Annotated in this window: 11 protein-coding genes; 5 read left to right on the forward strand and 6 right to left on the reverse strand. The window is 67.9% G+C overall.

Features of this window, described 5'->3' with window-relative positions; translation table 11 throughout:
• Positions 1–41 precede the first annotated feature (41 nt).
• From GF068_RS28465 to GF068_RS28475, 3 genes are all read left to right on the forward strand, one after another.
• Complete coding sequence (locus tag GF068_RS28465) at positions 42–3,755, forward strand: hypothetical protein (RefSeq protein WP_153822636.1); 3,714 nt, start codon at positions 42–44, stop codon at positions 3,753–3,755.
• 83 nt (positions 3,756–3,838) lie between these two features.
• Complete coding sequence (locus GF068_RS28470; RefSeq protein ID WP_338046604.1) at positions 3,839–4,165, forward strand: ArsR/SmtB family transcription factor; 327 nt, start codon at positions 3,839–3,841, stop codon at positions 4,163–4,165.
• 65 nt (positions 4,166–4,230) lie between these two features.
• Positions 4,231–4,734 carry an ArsI/CadI family heavy metal resistance metalloenzyme gene (locus GF068_RS28475; RefSeq protein ID WP_153822637.1) on the forward strand — a complete coding sequence of 168 codons (504 nt, stop codon included), beginning with the start codon at positions 4,231–4,233 and terminating at the stop codon, positions 4,732–4,734.
• A 3-nt stretch (positions 4,735–4,737) separates the two neighbouring features.
• Here GF068_RS28475 and GF068_RS28480 read toward each other — a convergent pair whose 3' ends face one another.
• Genes GF068_RS28480 through GF068_RS28490 form a run of 3 tightly spaced genes read right to left on the reverse strand, consistent with a single transcriptional unit; the run spans position 4,738 to position 7,899 of the window.
• Positions 4,738–5,127 carry a DUF4280 domain-containing protein gene (locus GF068_RS28480; protein WP_153822638.1) on the reverse strand — a complete coding sequence of 130 codons (390 nt, stop codon included), beginning with the start codon at positions 5,125–5,127 and terminating at the stop codon, positions 4,738–4,740.
• A gap of 2 nt (positions 5,128–5,129) precedes the next feature.
• Positions 5,130–5,885 carry a toxin-antitoxin system YwqK family antitoxin gene (locus GF068_RS28485; RefSeq protein ID WP_153822639.1) on the reverse strand — a complete coding sequence of 252 codons (756 nt, stop codon included), beginning with the start codon at positions 5,883–5,885 and terminating at the stop codon, positions 5,130–5,132.
• Between the two features lie 13 nt (positions 5,886–5,898).
• Entirely contained in the window at positions 5,899–7,899 is a 2,001-nt protein-coding gene (locus GF068_RS28490) for a type VI secretion system Vgr family protein (protein ID WP_153822640.1), read from the reverse strand.
• A 113-nt stretch (positions 7,900–8,012) separates the two neighbouring features.
• On the opposite strand from GF068_RS28490, the gene GF068_RS28495 reads away from it, so the two are divergent.
• Positions 8,013–8,855 carry a hypothetical protein gene (locus tag GF068_RS28495; RefSeq protein ID WP_153822641.1) on the forward strand — a complete coding sequence of 281 codons (843 nt, stop codon included), beginning with the start codon at positions 8,013–8,015 and terminating at the stop codon, positions 8,853–8,855.
• Between the two features lie 14 nt (positions 8,856–8,869).
• Here the strand turns inward: GF068_RS28495 and GF068_RS28500 are convergent, their stop codons facing one another.
• From GF068_RS28500 to GF068_RS28510, 3 genes are read right to left on the reverse strand one after another with little or no spacing between them, the layout of a single operon-like run.
• A complete protein-coding gene (locus GF068_RS28500) occupies positions 8,870–9,652 on the reverse strand; it encodes a hypothetical protein (protein ID WP_153822642.1) in 783 nt (260 codons plus the stop codon).
• A gap of 4 nt (positions 9,653–9,656) precedes the next feature.
• Positions 9,657–14,681 carry a pesticin C-terminus-like muramidase gene (locus tag GF068_RS28505; protein WP_153822643.1) on the reverse strand — a complete coding sequence of 1,675 codons (5,025 nt, stop codon included), beginning with the start codon at positions 14,679–14,681 and terminating at the stop codon, positions 9,657–9,659.
• 41 nt (positions 14,682–14,722) lie between these two features.
• On the reverse strand, positions 14,723–16,267 hold the full coding sequence (locus GF068_RS28510; protein WP_170319731.1) for a class I SAM-dependent methyltransferase: 1,545 nt from the start codon (positions 16,265–16,267) through the stop codon (positions 14,723–14,725).
• Between the two features lie 106 nt (positions 16,268–16,373).
• Here GF068_RS28510 and GF068_RS43750 point away from each other — a divergent pair, with 106 nt between their 5' ends.
• Positions 16,374–17,273: a hypothetical protein gene (locus GF068_RS43750; protein WP_170319732.1), complete on the forward strand. Its 900-nt coding sequence runs from the start codon at positions 16,374–16,376 to the stop codon at positions 17,271–17,273.
• Positions 17,274–17,327 lie beyond the last annotated feature (54 nt).

Genomic DNA, 17,327 nt, shown 5'->3' on the forward strand with positions numbered 1-17,327 from the left:
GAGCGTGTGCCGGGATATCGTTCGACTGAGGCTTTTTTCGCATGACGACCGAAGACCAGAGCCAGGGCGCCACGGAGAGCATTCCGAGCAAGCTCGGGAAGTTCGCGCAGGAGCAGATCGACAAGGCCGAGGTCACGGTCACGAAGGGCGTCTCCACCGTCCGCGACTCCACGAACGGGATCATCGGCAAGGCCGAAGAGCAGATCCTCAAGCTCAACAAGGCCCTCTACGAGACCAAAAACGGCATCTCCTCCGGCATCGACACGGCGATCAAGGAGACCGAAGGGCAGCTCAAGGGCATCACGCCCGAGCTCAAGAAGATGGGCGAGGACGCCATCGCGTCCGCGAAGTCGAAGCTCGACGGGCTCGTCGGCGAGGTCGAGGGCAAACTCGAATCGCAGAAGGACTCGCTCGTCACGACGGCGAAGGATCAGATCCAGAGCGCGGCCGACGCGGCGAAGGGCAAGATCGACGAGATCGGAGAGCTCGGCGAGGAGCAGGCGACGAAGGTCCTCGACGCGGTGAAGGCGCAGGCCGACACGGTCGAGCAGAAGCTCGGGGACATCGCGGGCGAGATCGACGGCAAGATCGAGGCGATCGGCGACGACGTCCGGAGCAAGTTCGAGGCGGCGATCGCGAAGGTTCCCGATCACGACGGCGCCAAGGCCGAGATGTCGGCGAACATCGACGCCGTCGTGGGCGAGCTACGCGAGGCCACGAAGGGCTCGATCGATCAGGCGCGCGAGACGCTGAAGAGCCTCGTCCAGCAGACCGACGACACGATCAAGCAGACGATCGGCGACGTGCGGCGCGCGATCGGCGAGGTCCCGACCCGCATCAACCAGTGCGCGCAGGACATCCTCGCGAAGGTCGACGACGCCATCCAGAAGACGATCGACGAGATCGCGAACCTCGCGCGTGGTCTCGTCGCGCGCACGGCGGAGCTGCTCAACGAGGCGCTGCTCACGATCACGAGCACGATCGACAAACTGCTCGCCGACGGCTTCGCGCTCGTGCGGGGGATCAAGGCCGACCTCGATCGGCTGCTCGACCAACTGCTCGAGCAGATCCGCGACCTGACGCTCGGCACGCTCGAGGACGTGCGCAAGGCGGCGAACGAGCTTCTCGGCACGTTCGAGGCCGAATGCAAGAAGATCCTCCAGACGATGGAGGACTCGGTCATCGTCTCGGTCGAGGAGCTCGGCGGCAAGATGAACGCCTCGATCAAGGCGCTCCAGGCCGACTTGAACCTCGAGGCGGACAAGATCGTCCGGGACCTCGTGGCGGAGGGCGCGAAGGGGCACGACGACGCGCTCGCGGACTTCATCAGCGCCGGTTATGAAGAGGACACCTCGGTCATCCCCAAGATCCGGGCCAAGGGCGAGGCTGCGATCAAGCAGATCGAGGCCAAGACCAAGGCGCAAGGGGAGAAGCTGATCAAGGACTTCGAGCTGCAAGCGACGCTCTTGAAGCCGAAGATCCAGGCGCAGGGCATCAAGGTCATCGCGCAGATCGCCGCGCTCGGACCGAAGCTCGCGATGCAGGCCATGCAGATCGCGACGAGCATCGCGTCGTCGATCAAGGACAAGGGCGAGGCGGTCAAGAAGACGTTCGAGGAGCTGCAATCGACGCTCGTCGACGCGATCACGAAGAAGATCCCCGATTACCTCGAGAGCTGCAAGAAGCAGATCAAGGCCGCGGCGGACGCGCTCGTCGAGGCGGGCAAGACGTTCTACGAGAAGACGCTCGCCGACATCATGGGGGCGATCAAGGCGGCGGAGCAGCGGTTCAAGCAGCTCGCCTCCGAGATGAAGGACCTCATCGAGACGCAGGTGCTCGAGCTCGTGGCCTCCATTCGCCGGACGGTGGAGACCTCGATCCAGCGCTTCAAGGACCTCGGCGCGGCGTTCGAGGACAAGACGAACGCGCTCGTGAACGACATCCCGGCGCGGATCCTCAAGCTGGAGCAGGTCGCGCGGACGGCGGTCGAGAGTCAGATCGCGCTCGCGCAGGGGCTCGCGAATGCGACGAAGGAGGACATCCTCCTCAAGGCGCGGACGGCGCTCGCGGAGATCAAGAAGGCGGCGTACGGGGTCACGGCGGGCATTTCGGGTGATCTGGGCGCATTGAAGGGGACGCTCGCCGCGATCGTGCCGGCGGGCGGGGGGCTCGACGCGGCGGGGGCGATCAACCTCGTGGTCTCGGGCGGGCTCGAGCAGATGGTCACGTCGGCGGCGAACGCGGCGTCCGCGGCGGTGACGGCGGGCGTGAACGCGGCCGAGGCCGTGAACAACGCGGCGGAGCAGGCGGCGGCCGCGATGGGGGCGGCGGGGTTCGAGGGCGCCTCGAAGGCATTGACGGACGTGCTGAACCAGCAAATGGGGGAGGTGCGGACGGAGGGCGAGAAGGCGAAAAACGTCATCGCCGCGGCGAAGGAGAAGACGATGGCGGTCGCCAAGGAGGCGAACGACGCGTGCTCCGAGGCGGCGGCGGCGGCGCAGGCCGAGGCGGCGAAGGTCGTGGAGGCCGCGCAATCGACGGGCGACGCGATCAAGGCCTCGGCGGACAACCTGACGAAGAGCCTCGAGAAGGCGAAGGAGATCGTCAAGGACGCCGGCAAGACCGCGATGCAATCGATGAAGGAGGCCCAGGACGCGCGCAAGGGCGGCGACGGCGCGCAGGCCGGCGCGGGGGCACAAGCCGGGGCGGCGGCAGGCGCGGACGCGGGTGGGGCGGACGCGGCGGCGGACGCGGGTGGCGCGGAGGCGGCGGCGGACGCGGGCGGGGCGGAGGCGGCGGCGGATGCGGGTGGCGCGGAAGCTCCGGCGGCGGAGGCGGCGGCTCCCGAGGCAGCGGCTCCCGAGGCCAAGGCAGAGGTTCCGGGCGCCAAGGCAGAGGTTCCGGGCGCCAAGGCAGAGGTTCCGGGCGCCTCGAAACCGGAAGCGGGCGCCGATGTAGCGGCGCCGGCCGTCCCGAAGGCGCCTCCGGGCGCCAAGGTGCCGGAAGCGGCCGCCAAGGTACCGGAAGCGGGCGCCAAGGTACCGGAAGCGGGCGCCAAGGTACCGGAAGCGGGCGCCGGTGTAGCGGCGCCGGCCGTCCCGAAGGCGCCTCCGGCCGCCAAGGTACCGGAAGCGGCTGCCAAGGTACCGGAAGCGGGCGCCAAGGTACCGGAAGCGGGCGCCGGTGTAGCGGCGCCGGCCGTCCCGAAGGCGCCTCCGGCTGCCAAGGTACCGGAAGCGGCCGCCAAGGTACCGGAAGCGGCTGCCAAGGTACCGGAAGCGGCTGCCAAGGTACCGGAAGCGGGCGCCAAGGTACCGGAAGCGGCTGCCAAGGTACCGGAAGCGGGCGCCGATGTAGCGGCGCCGGCCGTCCCGAAGGCGCCTCCGGCCGCCAAGGTACCGGAAGCGGGCGCCAAGGTACCGGAAGCAGCCGCCCCTGCGGCGGCGCCGGCCGTCCCGAAGGCGCCTCCGGCCGCCAAGGTGCCGGAAGCGGCCGCCAAGGCAGCGGTCCCGGGCGCCCCGGCGGCCGCCCCGAAGGCCCCCGAACCCCCGGCCGCGCCGGCCGACGCCGCGCTCTTCGCCCCGAAGGCCGCGCCCGCGGCGCCCAAACCCCCGGCCGCGCCCGCGCCGCCCGCCGCTCCTTCCATGCCCGGCGCCGCGAAACCTCCCGCCGCGCCCGCCGCGCCCGCCGCCCCCAAGCCCGTCCTCCCCGGCGGCGGCAAATGGCCCGGCCCCGGCGGCAAGCCCGGCCCCTGACGCGACGAGCGCGAGGGCACGACTTCCACGTTTCTCGAAGAAGCCCCTTGCGGACTTAGTTCGAGGATGTTAGAAGTAGGCCCGTGACCTCGAAGCTGGATCGTCACGCGCAGCAGCTCAGCGCGCTTGGCCATCCCGTTCGCCTTCAGATCCTGCGCTTCGTCGTGCAGGGGGGCGAAGGGGGGACGTCGGCGGGCGAGATCCAGGCGCATGTCGATCTGCCGGCGTCGACCTTGAGCCATCACCTGAAGCGGCTCGTCGAGGCGGGCCTGTTCACGACCCGCCTCGAAGGCACATTTCACTACTACGCCGCCGATTACGCGGCGCTCCTGGCCCTCACGGGTTACCTCTGGGAAGACTGCTGCAATCGTGGCAAAGGCGGCAAAGTCGTGAAGAGCGGCTGCTGCTGAACGGCCGCTTTTTTTGGGCCCCAAGGTTCGAGTTTTTTGGAAGCAAGAAGAAAAGGAGACTCCCCATGAACGTCCTCAAGCCCCACGTGTCCCTGAACGTCACCAACATCGAGCAATCCGTGGCCTTTTACGAGAAGGCGTTCGGCGTCGCGGCGACGAAGCGGCGGGCCGGATATGCGAAATTCGATCTGCAGGTCCCCTCGCTCAACCTGACGATGCAGGAGGCCCCTCGCACGGGGATCAACGTCAGCCATTTCGGCGTGCAGGTCGCGAGCACCGAGGATGTCCTCGAAGCCAAGGCCCGCTTCGAGGCCCAGGGGCTGAAGACCCTCACGGAGGAGGAGACGTCTTGCTGCTACGCCGTGCAGGACAAGGTGTGGGTCGAGGATCCGGACGGCAATTCGTGGGAGGTGTTCGTCGTGAAGGCGGACGCCGACGTGATGGGGACGTCCACGGCGCTGAACAAAGACGCGAGCGCGTGCTGCACGCCCGTCGGCCTCTCGGAGAAAAGCGAAGTGAAGAGCGAGGTCAAGCCGACGGCGTCGTCCTGCTGCGGCCCGAAGACCTGAGGCTCAAGGCACCTGCACGGTGACCTGCCCCGGGAACGAGATCTGAATCACCCCGCCCCACATACACATCAGCTTCGAGCTGTTGTTCAGCGCGGGCATGTTCGCCAGTAACACCGTCGGAGCACCCACGATCCACGGCGCCGGCGTGTTCGGGATACACGGCATCGGCGTGAGCACCCCCATCGCCGCCGCCGTCGCCGCGGCCACCGTCGGGTTCGCCAGGCTCTGACACATCCCGAACGGCAGCACGTTCAGCATCGGCTTGCCGTCCATGATGTTCGCGAGTGGCCCCGGGGCGGTCATCGTCCGGTTTGCGGGCAGCACCGTGAGCGAGCTCGGCGCCACGCCGAAGCTGCATTGCATCATCGCCCCCATGCATACGTGCTGGCCCATCGTCAGCCTCCCGCGAGTTTGTTCACGATCTTGTCGAAGAAGGACGTCTCCTTCTCCTCGGACTTCGACTTCGGGAGGCACTTGTCGTCGTACTCGACCTCGCCGCGCTTCTCGCCGTCCTTGTACGTCGCCTTCGCCTTGAGCTTGCCGTTCACGTCGTAGCTGAAGGTGTCGCCTTGTTTCTTGCCGTCGTCGTAGGTGGCCCGCTCGCGCACCTCGCCGTCCGGGAAGTATTCGATCACCTCCCCGTGCAGCTTGTCCGCCTTGTAGTGCGCTTTCCGCAGCGTATTGCCCTTGCCGTCGAGGAAAAGCGACTCCCCCTCGAGCTTGCCGTTCTTGTAGAACGAACGTACGACCTCGCCCCCCTGCTCGTCGAACGATTGAAACGGTCCGTTTTGCTTGCCCTTCTCGAAGAGCAACAACGTCCGCAGGCGCCCGTCCTCGTAGAGCCGCGTCGGCCCGTGTTGCTCGCCCTTCACGAACGTGACGACCTGCGAGAGCTTGCCGTTCTCGTCGAAGAGCTTCGTCTCGCCGTGCAGGAGGCCGTCCTCGAACGACGAGCGCTCGACCTCGCGCCCCTCCGGGTCGTACGTGATCGACAAACCGTGGAGTTTTCCCTTCTGATAACTCGCCCGGTGCGCGATCTGTTTTTCGGTCTCCCCGTACTGGACGAACTCGCCGTGCAGCGCGCCGTCTTCCATCTGGAACCGGGTGAGCAGCTTGCCGTTCTCGTCGCGCTCTTCGTGGTCGGTCGGCATGAATGGCCTCGCCTCAGTTGATCTTCACCATGCCGCCCTTCAAGGTCAGCATGCCGCCGCCCTCCACGGCGGCCTGCGCGCCGCCCTTCGCCTTCAGCGCGATCGCGCCCTCGAGCGTCATGTTCGTCCCGCCCTTGGCCTTGAAATCGGTGCCGGCCTTGAGCGTCATCCCCGTCCCGCTCTCGGCCTTGAAGTCCGTGCCCGCCTTCATCGTGAAGGCCTGCTTGGCCTTGATCGTCACGCTCTTCGCCTCGATCACGAGGTCGCCGTCGACCTTGATCGTGTAGTTCTTCGTCACCTTGTAATCGAGGTTCGCCTTGTTCGTGTGCGCCTCGTCCTTCGTGACCTCGAGCGTGCGTTTGCCCTTCACGGCGTGGAGCTCGTCGCCCTTGTCCACCTTGATCGTGCGGTTGCCCTTCGTGACGGTGAGCGTCTCGTCGCCCTCCTCGATCGTCACCTTCCGCTCGTTCTTGACGTTCATCGCGACATCGTGGAGGACCTTCACGGTCCAGTCGTTCTCCACCTCGAAGAGCATGTCCTTCTGGGCGTGCGCGTAGAACTCCTCGTTATCCTTCTTGTCGTCGAAGCGCAGCTCGTTGCCCGCGTCGCCCTCCTTCGAGGAGCGGCTCAGGATCGTGCTCTTCGTCTGCATGTCCGGCAAACCGTAGGGCACCGTCTGCTCGGCGTTGTACACCGAGCCCGTCACGAGCGGCCGATCCGGGTCGCCGTCGATGAAGCTCACGACGACCTCCTGCCCGATCCGCGGCAAGAACCACGTGCCCCAGCTCTTGCCCGCCCAGGCCTGCACCACGCGCACGAAGCACGAGCTCTTGTCGTCCTTCGCGCCCTTGCGATCCCAGTGGAACTGGACCTTGATGCGCCCGTATTCGTCCGTCCACTGCTCCTCGCCGCTCTTGCCCACGACGACGGCCGTCTGCGTGCCCGGGATCGCCGGCTTCGGCGTGATACGCGGCGCGCGGTACGAGGTCTTCTTCGGGAACGCCTCGAAGGTATTCGTGTACCCCTCCTGGCTCGCCCGGTGCGAGACCGAGAGCAGCACCCAGTCGGTGTTCGCGTCGTCCCGATCATGCTCGTCGAGCTTGAACGCGTGCCCCGCCGTGAACGCGCGGCACGTGGACGTGCCCGCCAGACGCACGGCCCGCGCCTCCTCGGCCTCGATGCGCAGCTTCGCCCGCGCGTCCCCCGGGCTCTTCTCGACGTGACCGCCCGGGTATTCGAAGAGCTCGAGCTTGCCCGATTCGCCCGCGACCTCCGCGAGGAGCGACGTGCTCGGCATCTCGAAGTTGTAATCCGTCGCCGCGTATTTGCCCGCGACGATCTCCTCCTCGAGCGTGCACTCGAGGACGGCGTCCTCGTCCGTCGACGTGGAGAACTGCTCGACGAAGCGCGCCTTGTCGAGGTTCGGGCACGCCGCGGCCGACGCGCTGTCGTCGGAGAGCACCATGACGTGCTTGCCGTCCTCGTGCGCGAAATAATAGTGGATGCCCTCGTCCTCCATGAGGCGCGAGACGAAATCGAGCGCGGTCTCCTGGTACTGCACGCAGTACGGGCGCGGCGTGTAGGAGCCCTTCAGCGAATCCTTGAAGTGCTCGCCCGACGAGAACCCGAGCTCCTGGAAGAGCTCCTTCAGGATGTCGGGCACGCTCTTCTCCTGGAAGATGCGGCAATCGCTGGTCTTGCCGAGCAGCCATAACCACGGGTGCAGCTCCGCCCGGTAGCGCGTCTGCTTGCCGACCCGCCCCGCCTGGACGAACCGCGTGCAGATCCCGTGGATGAAGCGCGGCTTCTCCTTCGCCATGCCCCGCACGGTCAAGGTCACGCCCTTGCCGACGATCGCCTTGAAGTCGAGGGCCTTCTCCGGCGAGACGAGCTCGAGCTCGAAGCGGAACAGCCCCGAGATCCGCTCCTCCCCGTGCAGATCGACGAGGAGCACGGCGTCGGGTCCGAACGGCGTCGCGATGCCGATGCCAAGTGTGCCCTGCGGATAAGGCATGGAGCTCCGAGCGAGCGTACCGGGGATCGTCGCCTCCCGGCAAGAGGCTTGATCTCTGGCGCGCGCGTTGCGAAGATCGGTATCGTGCCCCGGCCCGAGAGAGAGACCCGCCGATGACGTTCTTCCGGACGGGCCACGGTCTCTTCCAGTTCGGGAGGCCGAAGCGCCTCGACAGGCACGGGATCCTCTCGTTTTTGCGCGGCATCGCGCTCGATCGCCGCGGCATGCTGGAGCTGCGGCGTATGCTCGCCGAGGAGCTGCATCGCAGCTCGATCCACAACCTGCGCGACGATGTCGTGATCGAGCAGCTCGCGGAGCGGTACCTGCGCGGCTCGCTCACGCTCGTCCACGTGCGCCCGCCCGACGTTGGGCTCGAGCTCGAAGGTTTCCTCGTCGAGGGCGCCGACGTCACGCCGCTCGTCGGCCCCAAGAACGAGGCCGGGGACCTGCGCCCCGCGCCCGAGGTCCCGCCGGAGTATCCCGTCCTCGCGCGGGTCGAGTCCGATCAGATCGTCGACTCCACGCTGAAGCTCTGCGCGAAGCTCGCGGACCTGCTCTTCGGGGCGTTTGGCCTGCAAAAACGCCCGTCGACCCTGGCGAAGGAGCTCGTGTTGCTCGCGGCCGAAGAGGCGAGCGGCGTGAAGCTCGCGAACACGAAGGTCGACCTCGGCCTCGGCCTGCAGCTCCACCCGCAAGGGAAGGTCCTGCTGCCCGATCCGCAGGTGAAGGACGCGTACGTCGCCGCGGCGGCCGAGATCGCCGCGGGCCCGCGCCCGGCCGCGAAGGGCCTCATCGATCTGATGCTGCCGCTCACGCGGGTCGATACGAAGCGCCGCTTCGAAAACCCCGTCGGCGCCGGGCTGGTGAAGAGCGAGTCGGTCGAGGAAGCGGCCCCTCCGCCCGCGCCCGCGCCCGAGGACAAACCGGCGCCGAACCGCTGGATCTTCTCGCTCTGACGTCGCGGCTCCCGTCAACGCACGACGCGTAACGCGCCGTCGACCTTCGCCACGTAGACGGGGATCTGGAGCTGCGAGCCGTCCTTGTCCGGCACCGTCTGGAGCAGCGGGCGCTTCGGCTTTCGCATGAGCTCCCAGATCCGGCCCTCGCACATCGAGACCGGCAGGATGTCCGTCGCCCCGAACGCGAGGTCCATCGGGCCCGGCAGCAGCTTGCCCTGCACGAACTCCACGAAGTCGTCGCGCATGCGCGCCTCCGTCTCGTAATACGCTTGCCCGAAATCGCGTATCTTCGGCGCGAACTCCTTCACGAGCCCCACCACGTCCGACGCGGCGAAGAGGTCCCGCAGGCGCGTCGCGTAGGCGAGCAGCGGCTCCGGATCCTCGATCGGCTCCGCTTCCCGGAGGAGCTCGGGGAACGCGGGGCCCTCGTTGTCGAATTCGAACGAGAGCTGCAAAGGGATCGCCGGGACCTGCCCGGCGAGCGCTTTTTGTACGTCGATGGAGAGCACGACGTCGCCGGCCTCGTCCGGCGCCACGATGTCCCCGGCCTTGTACGCCGACACCGAGCCGGTGATGTCGATGTCGAGCGGCGAGCTCATCCCTTTCCGCGTGATCGTCGGGAGCGCCTGGATGCCGAGCACGTTCCCCTTGCCGACGAGGAGCTGGTTCACCGGCGGCGCCACGCTGATCGGCGCCCGCGCGTCCACGGCGAGGAGCTGAAAGCCGTTCAGCGTGACCCGCGCGAGGCAGGCGCGCAGCGACAGGTTCAGGTGGAAGATCGGTTTGTCCTGCATGCGCTCACTTGCACTTGTCCACGAGTTCCTTGCACGGATCGATGTAGCTGGCCGACATGATCTTATCGAGCTCCTTGTTCACGAAGCTCAGGAAGGTCTTGTCGTCGATCCAGTCGCGCGCCCAGTCGCGCGTGCCGATGATGTCGAGCCGCTGCCGGATGTCGTGCGCGAGCCCCTCGATCGAGCTCGAGTCGCGGAAGATGTCCTTGCGGGCGTCGATCTTCGCCGCGAGCGTCTGCGCGATCTTCTCGGTGGACCATTGCGTGTCCGGTGTCCACGCGCTCCCGGACTCCGTGAACACCCGGATGTTCAGCCCGTCGGTGAGTTTGTCCTCGAGGATCTCCTCGATCTGGCTCCGCGTGATGAAGGGGGCCGTGTAGGGCTCGTCCGGCCATTCGAAGTCCCCGAGGTCCTCGGCTTCGATGAACGTCTGCTGCGAGACGTGGTTGCCCAGCCAGCCGCCCGGGCCCACCGACGCCTTGATCTTCCCCGCGAGCCCCGTCCAGCTCATGGAGCTCTTCATCGAGAAGCCTTCCCGGCTGTGGATCTGGAGCTTCCCCTGGAATTCGAACCCGCTCTCCAGCGTGGCCTCGAATTCGACGCAGCTCCCTGCCTGGACACGCGCCCCCACGGCGCCCGCGATGCTCAAGGTGAACGGGATCGCGACGGTGGCGTCCACGCCCGGGCTGACGCGCTCGATCTCGTAGTTGATGGAGACGCCCCCCTCGATCTTCGCGAAGAGCTGCGCCTTGAAGCTGCAGCTCGCGATCCCGACGCCGATCTCGGCGGAGGCCGAGAACAGGTTGAACTGGAAGATCAGCTTCGCCCCGGCGTACGCCCGTTCGTCCTTGTATTCCTTCTGCTGCCATTCGAGGTTGAAGACGCCCTGGAGGACCTGGAACTCCCACTGGGCATACCAGCCGATCTTGGGGACCGCGTCCTGGATGCCCTTCATGATCTTGAGCGCGTGCTGCACGAGCCCCACGATGCCCAGGATCGGCTGGATGACGTCGGCCGCGTTGACGAGCGACTTGCCATCCATCGTGATGGTGACGCCCTCCCCGAAGGGTTTTTTCTCCGCCCCCTTCTTGGGTTTTTCCCAGCCGGCTGGCTCCTCGAGCGACTCTCCTGCGTCGACCCACGCGAGGCCCTTGCTGCCGTCGGAGAGCGTGACCTCGTCGAGCTTCTCCCCGAGCTTCGAGCCCATCTTGGCGCTGCGCACCTTGGGCATTTTGATCGCGAGCGCGAGCTTGTTCGGCGCGTAGACCGCGATGGTGAGGGGCTTTTCGAATCCCTCGACCTTGTACTCCGTCGCCGCGGTGAAGGCCTTCCAGAACGTGGCGCCGAGGATGTTGTGGCCCAGGGTGCCCTTGAACGCGACCTTGACGTCGTATTGCGTGTAGCCCTCGCCCGCGGCCTTCCCCTGCACCGTGACCTTCTCGCCCCCGCGCGACACCGTGATCGCGCTCGGCGAAGGCTTCGCGCCGCCCCGGTAGAGGAGCGTCACCACGTCCTCGAGCGTCTGCGCGTCGGGGACCACCTCGAAGCGGGCCACGTTTTTCACGCGGCTCTTTCGGCTCGCGAGCTCGTGCGCGCAAAAAACGACGAGCTCGCTCTCCCCCGCGCCCGTCGTCGCCCCGCCCGACGTCGAGCCGGCCGTCTCGCCCTCCTCGGACGTCTCCTCCGTCGCCTCGTTCTCCGCCGGCGGCGCCTGCAAAAGCGAGAGCGTGCGCCAGTGCTCGATGAGGCCGATCGGGTGCAGGTGCCAGACCTTGTCCTTCGAGGGCAAACCCGCGCTCGATGCGTCTCCCCAGAAGCCGAGCTTCTTGATGTACTCACGCGTCGTCGCGAGCGACGCGTCGTCGAGGTTCCACGGCGGCCCCTTCAATCGATCGAGCCCCGGCACCTCGCCGGCCCACTCCGTCGGATGCAGGCACGCGATCCGCCGCAGCTTCTCGGCGATCGCGGGGTCCTTCAAGGCCGCCTTGATCTCCGCCGCCGAGACCTTCCCGTCCTTGTTCTCGTCGACGAGCCCGAGCAGGCTCGGCGCGTCGCAGAGCCCATCCTGGCTGAATTTGCCGGGCTCCTCGATCCGCTGCCAGCGCGGCCAGTCGTACGCGAAGAGGACCTTCGTATCCTTGTCGACTTCGATCCAGCCCTTCCCCCCGCCGAAATCCACCTCTTGCCAGACCTTGCCCTCCTTGTCCTTGAAGACCCGCGCGTCCGAGGCGGGCAAGATCTCGGTGAAGATCTCCGCCGCGTTCGAGCCCGCCCCGTCCTCGAACACGACCGCGCCGTCGGGTTTTTCCTTGGAAAGGACGGGCAACGCGCTCTTCAGCGTGTAGCGCGACGTCTTGCCGTCCCAGTCCCCGAGCAGCTCGCGCTTCGTCCAGCCCGTGCGTTTCTCCTGCTCCGCTTTCGGGAGCACATACCGCACCTGGCGGTCGCTCTCGCCCTTCTGCGCGACCCAGTACACCTTCGCGCCCTTCGGCGCGTTGATTTCAATCGTCGCGCCCCCGCCGGGCTCGGTCGTGAGCGTCGCGAGTGGCGCCGCCAGCGTATACGCCGCGCTCCCCTGGTCATACGCCCCGAGCAGCTCGCGCTTCGTCCATCCCACGGCCTCGCTGCAAGCGACCTTGCGCAGATCGCCGGGCGGCTGCTCCACGAGGCTGAGGCGTGCGCCGGCGGGCCAGTCGACCTTCACCTCGGGCGGCGTGACGTTCTTGCGTGTCTTGAACTTCGTGCCCGCCGCGATCTGCAAGAGCCCCGGGCCGCCCTTGTCGCCCTTGGGGTTCTTCATGAACTCGACGTCGCCCGTCAGCACCTCGAAATGGGTCGTCGCCGGCCGCGTGAAGAACACGCCCGGATACCCGAGAATGGCGCCCGCCGTGACCGGGATCTTGCACGCGACCACCTGATCGAACTTCTCGGGCTCGAGCTTGCACTCGTATTTGATGTTCGGGTCGCCCTCGCCGCCCACGTAGACCCAGCCGCCGCCCGAGAGCTCGTGCCAGCCGGTCCCGATCTTCCCCCCGGGCGCGACCGCGTTCGGGTCCTTGAAGCTCACCTCCTCGCCGAGCTTGGCCACCCGCAAGACCTTGCTCCCCCGGCCCGTCTCGCGCACGTTGAGCCCCCCCGAATCCTCGGTGGTCGCAATCGTGAACTTGTGCTTCTTGAACATCACGGGCGGGTTCTTCTTCTGCGCGTCGGTGTACTCCTCGAAAGGCAAGAGGTGCATCACCAGCGAGAAGAGCTCGAGCTTCGCGCCCTTCGGCGTGTACCGCTCGTGCCGGACGAGCACGAAGCCATTCGAATACCGCATCGGCTCGCCCGCGAGCTCCACCTCGAGCGCCTTCTTGTTGATGCGATACGCCACGATGTCGCCGTCGGCGATGGCCTGGAGCGCATCCGCGCCCGCGTCGAGGTGCACGCCCCCGTGCCAGAAGTTGTTGGCCCCGATGGGGAAGAACCCGCCCTCGCCCCCCTCGTTCAGCGAATAATGGGCCTCGGCGTCCTTGCCGACGATCGGGAGGCGGATGCTCGCGCTCGCGCTCGCAGGCGTGAGGAAATCCCCCTCGACGAGGGTGTAAATGAGCGAACGCGTGCCGTCCTTGGCCGGCTTGCCGGAGAGCTCGTTCTGGAGCGTGCCCTTGATCGAGGTGTCCGCCTCGATCTTCTTGATGAAATCGACGTAGCTCTTGATCCCCGCGATCACCTGGCAGCCCGCGGACCAGGCGCGGCTGCGGTCCGCGGCGACCAGGCCCGTGTCGCCGCCGTAATGGATGTTGATGTCGCCCGCGTCGTACGCCGTCGCGTGGGTGTCGCCGACCGCGCCGACCTGCTCCTCGTCGCCGACGAGCGCCGTCCGTACGGTCGGGTCCGGCCGGAGCGCGCGATAGTTCTTCCCGCTCAGGTCCTTCCCCGTCATGCCGTCCTTCAGGCTGACGTGTGTCCCGTACCGCGAGATCCCGTGATTGCCGAGCGCATACTTGTGTTGCCCGAGCAAGAGCACCGACTGGCTGCCCTTGATCGTCCACTCCGTGGTGCACTGGTAGAGCGCGACCTTCTTCTGCCCCGCCGTCGTCTTGTAGACGAGGAACATGCAATCGTCGTACTTCGTGTTCGTGCTCTGGACCGGCTTCTTCTCCTTGTGATCGAAGCCGCGCGCCGCGAGCAGGTTCACGCGCCCGTTCTCGTCCTGGAAGTCGTACGCGCTTTTCCCCTCGTTGCCGAACCGCTTCTGCGCCCGCTTCCACACCTCGCGCAGGTGGTCGTAGAGCACGTCCTCGGGCATCGTGGAGAGGTCGAACTGCGTCGTCGGCTCGCGATACACCACGAGCGGCGCGTCGTCGTCGTCGTCGTCCTCCGCCCCCGTGCCGCCGGCCTTCTTCAGGAAATCCGAGCGATCGAGGATGCGCCAGTTGTACCCGCCGCGTTGCGCCACCGCGAACGAGCCGTCCGCGTTCCGGGGCTTCTGGTTCTTGAGGTTGGTATTGTCCCTCCAGTAATCGAGGTCGTGGATGAGCGCGCAGAAGCCCGGGTAATCGTTGTCCTTGACGCAAGCGACGAGCCGCGGGTGCTTCGTCGAGAGGTCCCCGCGATACGCGAGGTCGACGAGCACCTCCTTCATCGGCGTCGGGTACTTCTCCCAGTCGCCGCCGTAGTCCGCGACCCTCGTCTTCGCCTTCTCGACGTAGGCGGGATAAATCTTCTGGTAGAGCGTCTTCGCGACGTCCTTCGAGATCGTCGGCAGGCTCGCGACGTTGTCCGCGACCCACTTCTTGGCCGCGTCCCCCTTCTTCCCCGCGCCATTGCTCAGCTTCTCCGCGTCGGCCGCGGACACGCCCGCCGCGACGAGGTCGGCCTTGACCACCGCCTTCGTGCGGCCCCCCATGTCGTAACCGGCCCCGAGCGTCACCCCGGACGCGGCCGAATCGGGCCAATGTACCTCGAGGATGTCCTTGGTGTTGCCCCCCTCGACGGCGAACGTGAGCTCGGAGAAATGGGGGAAGACGTGGGTGCCGCTCATGATGCCACCGGACGTGGGATGATACACGTCGGCGCGGCGGATCACTCCATCAAAAGACCCATCCGCGCGAAGCGCAGGAGCTTCTGCTCGGTGATCTCGGCGAAGACGTCGGCCGACACGCAAGGCGCGCCGTTCATCTCCACCGACACCTCGCCGCGCCGCGCCTCCTCGAGCGCGGCCTCCGTGAGCGCCGCGGCGTCACGTGTCCCGTCCATCCGCGCGAGGATCACCCGATCGAAGCTGTCGACCTGCACGCCCTCGTGCAGGAGCGTCGTGCAAAACGGGCTGCCCACGCTCGCCTGGTAACGCGCGAACGAAAAGGCCCGCGGGCGCTCGCTCACCCCACGCGCGACGGGCTTCGGCGAGGCCCAGAGCCGGAGCGCGTTTTTCGTGTACAACCCGAGCAGGTTCCGCGCGAGCCGCGCCCGCGCCTCCCCCTCGAACGCGGCGAGCCCGAGCCTCTCGCCCGCCTCCCAGGCGAGCGCGTCGAACGGCAAGCCCCCCGGCGCGCGCGCCGCGAGCGCGACGAGCGCGGCCTTGAGCGTCGCCTGATCCGTGGAGATCGTGCCGCCCGGCCCGAGGAACGTCTCCTCGACGCCCTCGCCGAGGTTCGGGCTCGTCGCGCCCGGCGTGAGCGGCGAGGCGACGACGAGCGGAAAGAGGCGATCGACCGAGACACGGCGCGAGATCGCCACGTCGTCGCGGCAGAGGACGGCGCGGCGAAAGCAGCGGAGCTCGAGCAGGTCGAGGGATTGCTGCATGGCCACGACGTCCCCGCCCGACCGCGCGCGTACGGCCTCCGCGGCGGCGGGGCCGAGGCGCTCGGGGAGGACGAGCGGGACGTGCGCGTCGGTGACGAAGGCGAGCCCGGCGTCCTGCATGTCGCGGGCGAAGTCGGAGAAATACTCGGCGCGGTTGTACGCGACGAGGTGCTCGCCGAGCAGGTAATCGTCCGCGAGCTGGCCGAGGGTCTGGAGCTCGCTCGCGAGCCAGGCGCGCGCCGGATCGGCGGCGAGGGTCTCGGCGGCGCCGAGGAACTGCAAAAAAGCGCGCGCCTTCACGACGCGCTCGGCGGCCGATCCTTCCGCGCCGACCTCGCGGCGGAGCATGTCGCGCAAGGCGCCGCGCAGGTGCCAGCCGGGGAGGGTATTGAAGCTGATGTAGGCGAGCCCGTGGGGCGCGAGGTGCCTGCGGACGAGGCGTCGCAGGGCCGCGCGCGCGTCGTCGGGGATCCACGAGTACACGCCGTGACAGACGATGTAATCGAAGGAGGCGGGCTCGTCCTCGAATTCGCGGACGTCGGCGAGGTGGAGGGCGAGGTTCTGGAGCCGCGCGCCCTCGGCGTGCTTGCGGGCGACGGCGAGCGAGTCTTCGGCGCGGTCGAGGGCGACGAAGCGGCTCTCGGGGAAGGCGGCGGCCATGGGCAGGACGTTGCCGCCGGTGGCGCAGCCGATCTCGAGGAGGCGGCAGCGAGCGGGCGGAGCGGGCCGGAGGCCGAAGAGGGCGCCGACCGCGCCGAGGTGGTCGGGGTGTGTCTCGGCGAAGGGCAGGGCCTCGTAGAAATAGTCCTCGTTCGGGGGGGCCAAGCGTTTTCTCCGGGAGGGCGGGCACCTTGGCGAGATCGGGGTGCGGGCGCAAGTGTTTGCCTTCCCGGGCCAGCCTGCCCCATGCTGCTCGCCCGTCGGTCTGCGTATGGATGGTCTTTCCCTGGTCCTTCTCGCCGTGCTCGCGGCGCTCGTGCTGGTGATCGTGGTGCTCCTGCAGTCGCGAGGCGCGCTCGCGCGGGAGCTCGCGGCGGCGCGGGAGGAGGCGGCGAAGAGCGGAACGGCACTGGCGAAGAGCGGAACGGAGCCGGCGAAGAGCGGAACGGAGCCGGCGAAGAGCGGAACGGCACTGGCGAAGAGCGGAACGGAGCCGGCGAAGAGCGGAACGGAGCCGGCGAAGAGCGGAACGGAGCTGGCGAAGGCGCGGGAGGAGCTCGCGAAGAGCGGAACGGAGCTGGCGAAGGCGCGGGAGGAGGCGGCGAAGAGCGGAACGGAGCTGGCGAAGGCGCGGGAGGAGGCGGCGAAGAGCGGGGAGGCGCTGGCGAAGACGCGGGAGGCGCTTGCGAAGACCGGGGAGGACCTGGCGAAGACGCGGGAGGCGCTTGCGAAGAGCGGGGAGGAGCTGGCGAAAGCGCGGGAGGACCTGGCGAAGAGCGAGGAGGCGCTGGCGAAGACACGCGAGCAGCCCGCGAAGCGTGAAGGGGACCTCGTGGCCGCGATGCAACGCGTCGAGGCGCTCTCCCGCGCCCTGCGGCAAGCCGAGCAGGAGGCCGAGGCGCTGTCCATCCAGAAGGACGCGTTCGCCGCGGAGGCGCGCGCGCTGCGCGACGAGCTCGAGCGGCGCAAGAAGGCCGCCGAGCAAGCCGCCGCCGCCGAGGGCAAGCCGCTCCCCACGCAGAAGCCGAAGGCCCGGCCGTCGAAGCCGCCGGAGCCAATCACGGCATTTTTCTGTCTGATCTGCGGGGAGGGGAGCAACGGGGCGAAGCCGCACCGCTGCCTCGTCGAGGAGGAGGAGCAGCGGAAGAAGGTGGCGATGGGGAGGAAGTAGCCTCACCCACCAGCCCCCTCTCCCGCCCCCCAACCCCCTCACCCCCCAACCCCC

Origin of the sequence: Polyangium spumosum, from assembly GCF_009649845.1 — a bacterium.
Taxonomy (GTDB): domain Bacteria; phylum Myxococcota_A; class Polyangia; order Polyangiales; family Polyangiaceae; genus Polyangium; species Polyangium spumosum.

Coding starts and splice junctions, on each gene's coding strand:
- GF068_RS28465 (WP_153822636.1), top strand. CDS start 42: ATGACGACCGAAGACCAGAGCCAGGGCGCCACGGAGAGCATTCCGAGC.
- GF068_RS28475 (WP_153822637.1), top strand. CDS start 4,231: ATGAACGTCCTCAAGCCCCACGTGTCCCTGAACGTCACCAACATCGAG.
- GF068_RS28480 (WP_153822638.1), bottom strand. CDS start 5,127: ATGGGCCAGCACGTATGCATGGGGGCGATGATGCAATGCAGCTTCGGC.
- GF068_RS28485 (WP_153822639.1), bottom strand. CDS start 5,885: ATGCCGACCGACCACGAAGAGCGCGACGAGAACGGCAAGCTGCTCACC.
- GF068_RS28490 (WP_153822640.1), bottom strand. CDS start 7,899: ATGCCTTATCCGCAGGGCACACTTGGCATCGGCATCGCGACGCCGTTC.
- GF068_RS28495 (WP_153822641.1), top strand. CDS start 8,013: ATGACGTTCTTCCGGACGGGCCACGGTCTCTTCCAGTTCGGGAGGCCG.
- GF068_RS28500 (WP_153822642.1), bottom strand. CDS start 9,652: ATGCAGGACAAACCGATCTTCCACCTGAACCTGTCGCTGCGCGCCTGC.
- GF068_RS28505 (WP_153822643.1), bottom strand. CDS start 14,681: ATGAGCGGCACCCACGTCTTCCCCCATTTCTCCGAGCTCACGTTCGCC.
- GF068_RS43750 (WP_170319732.1), top strand. CDS start 16,374: ATGGATGGTCTTTCCCTGGTCCTTCTCGCCGTGCTCGCGGCGCTCGTG.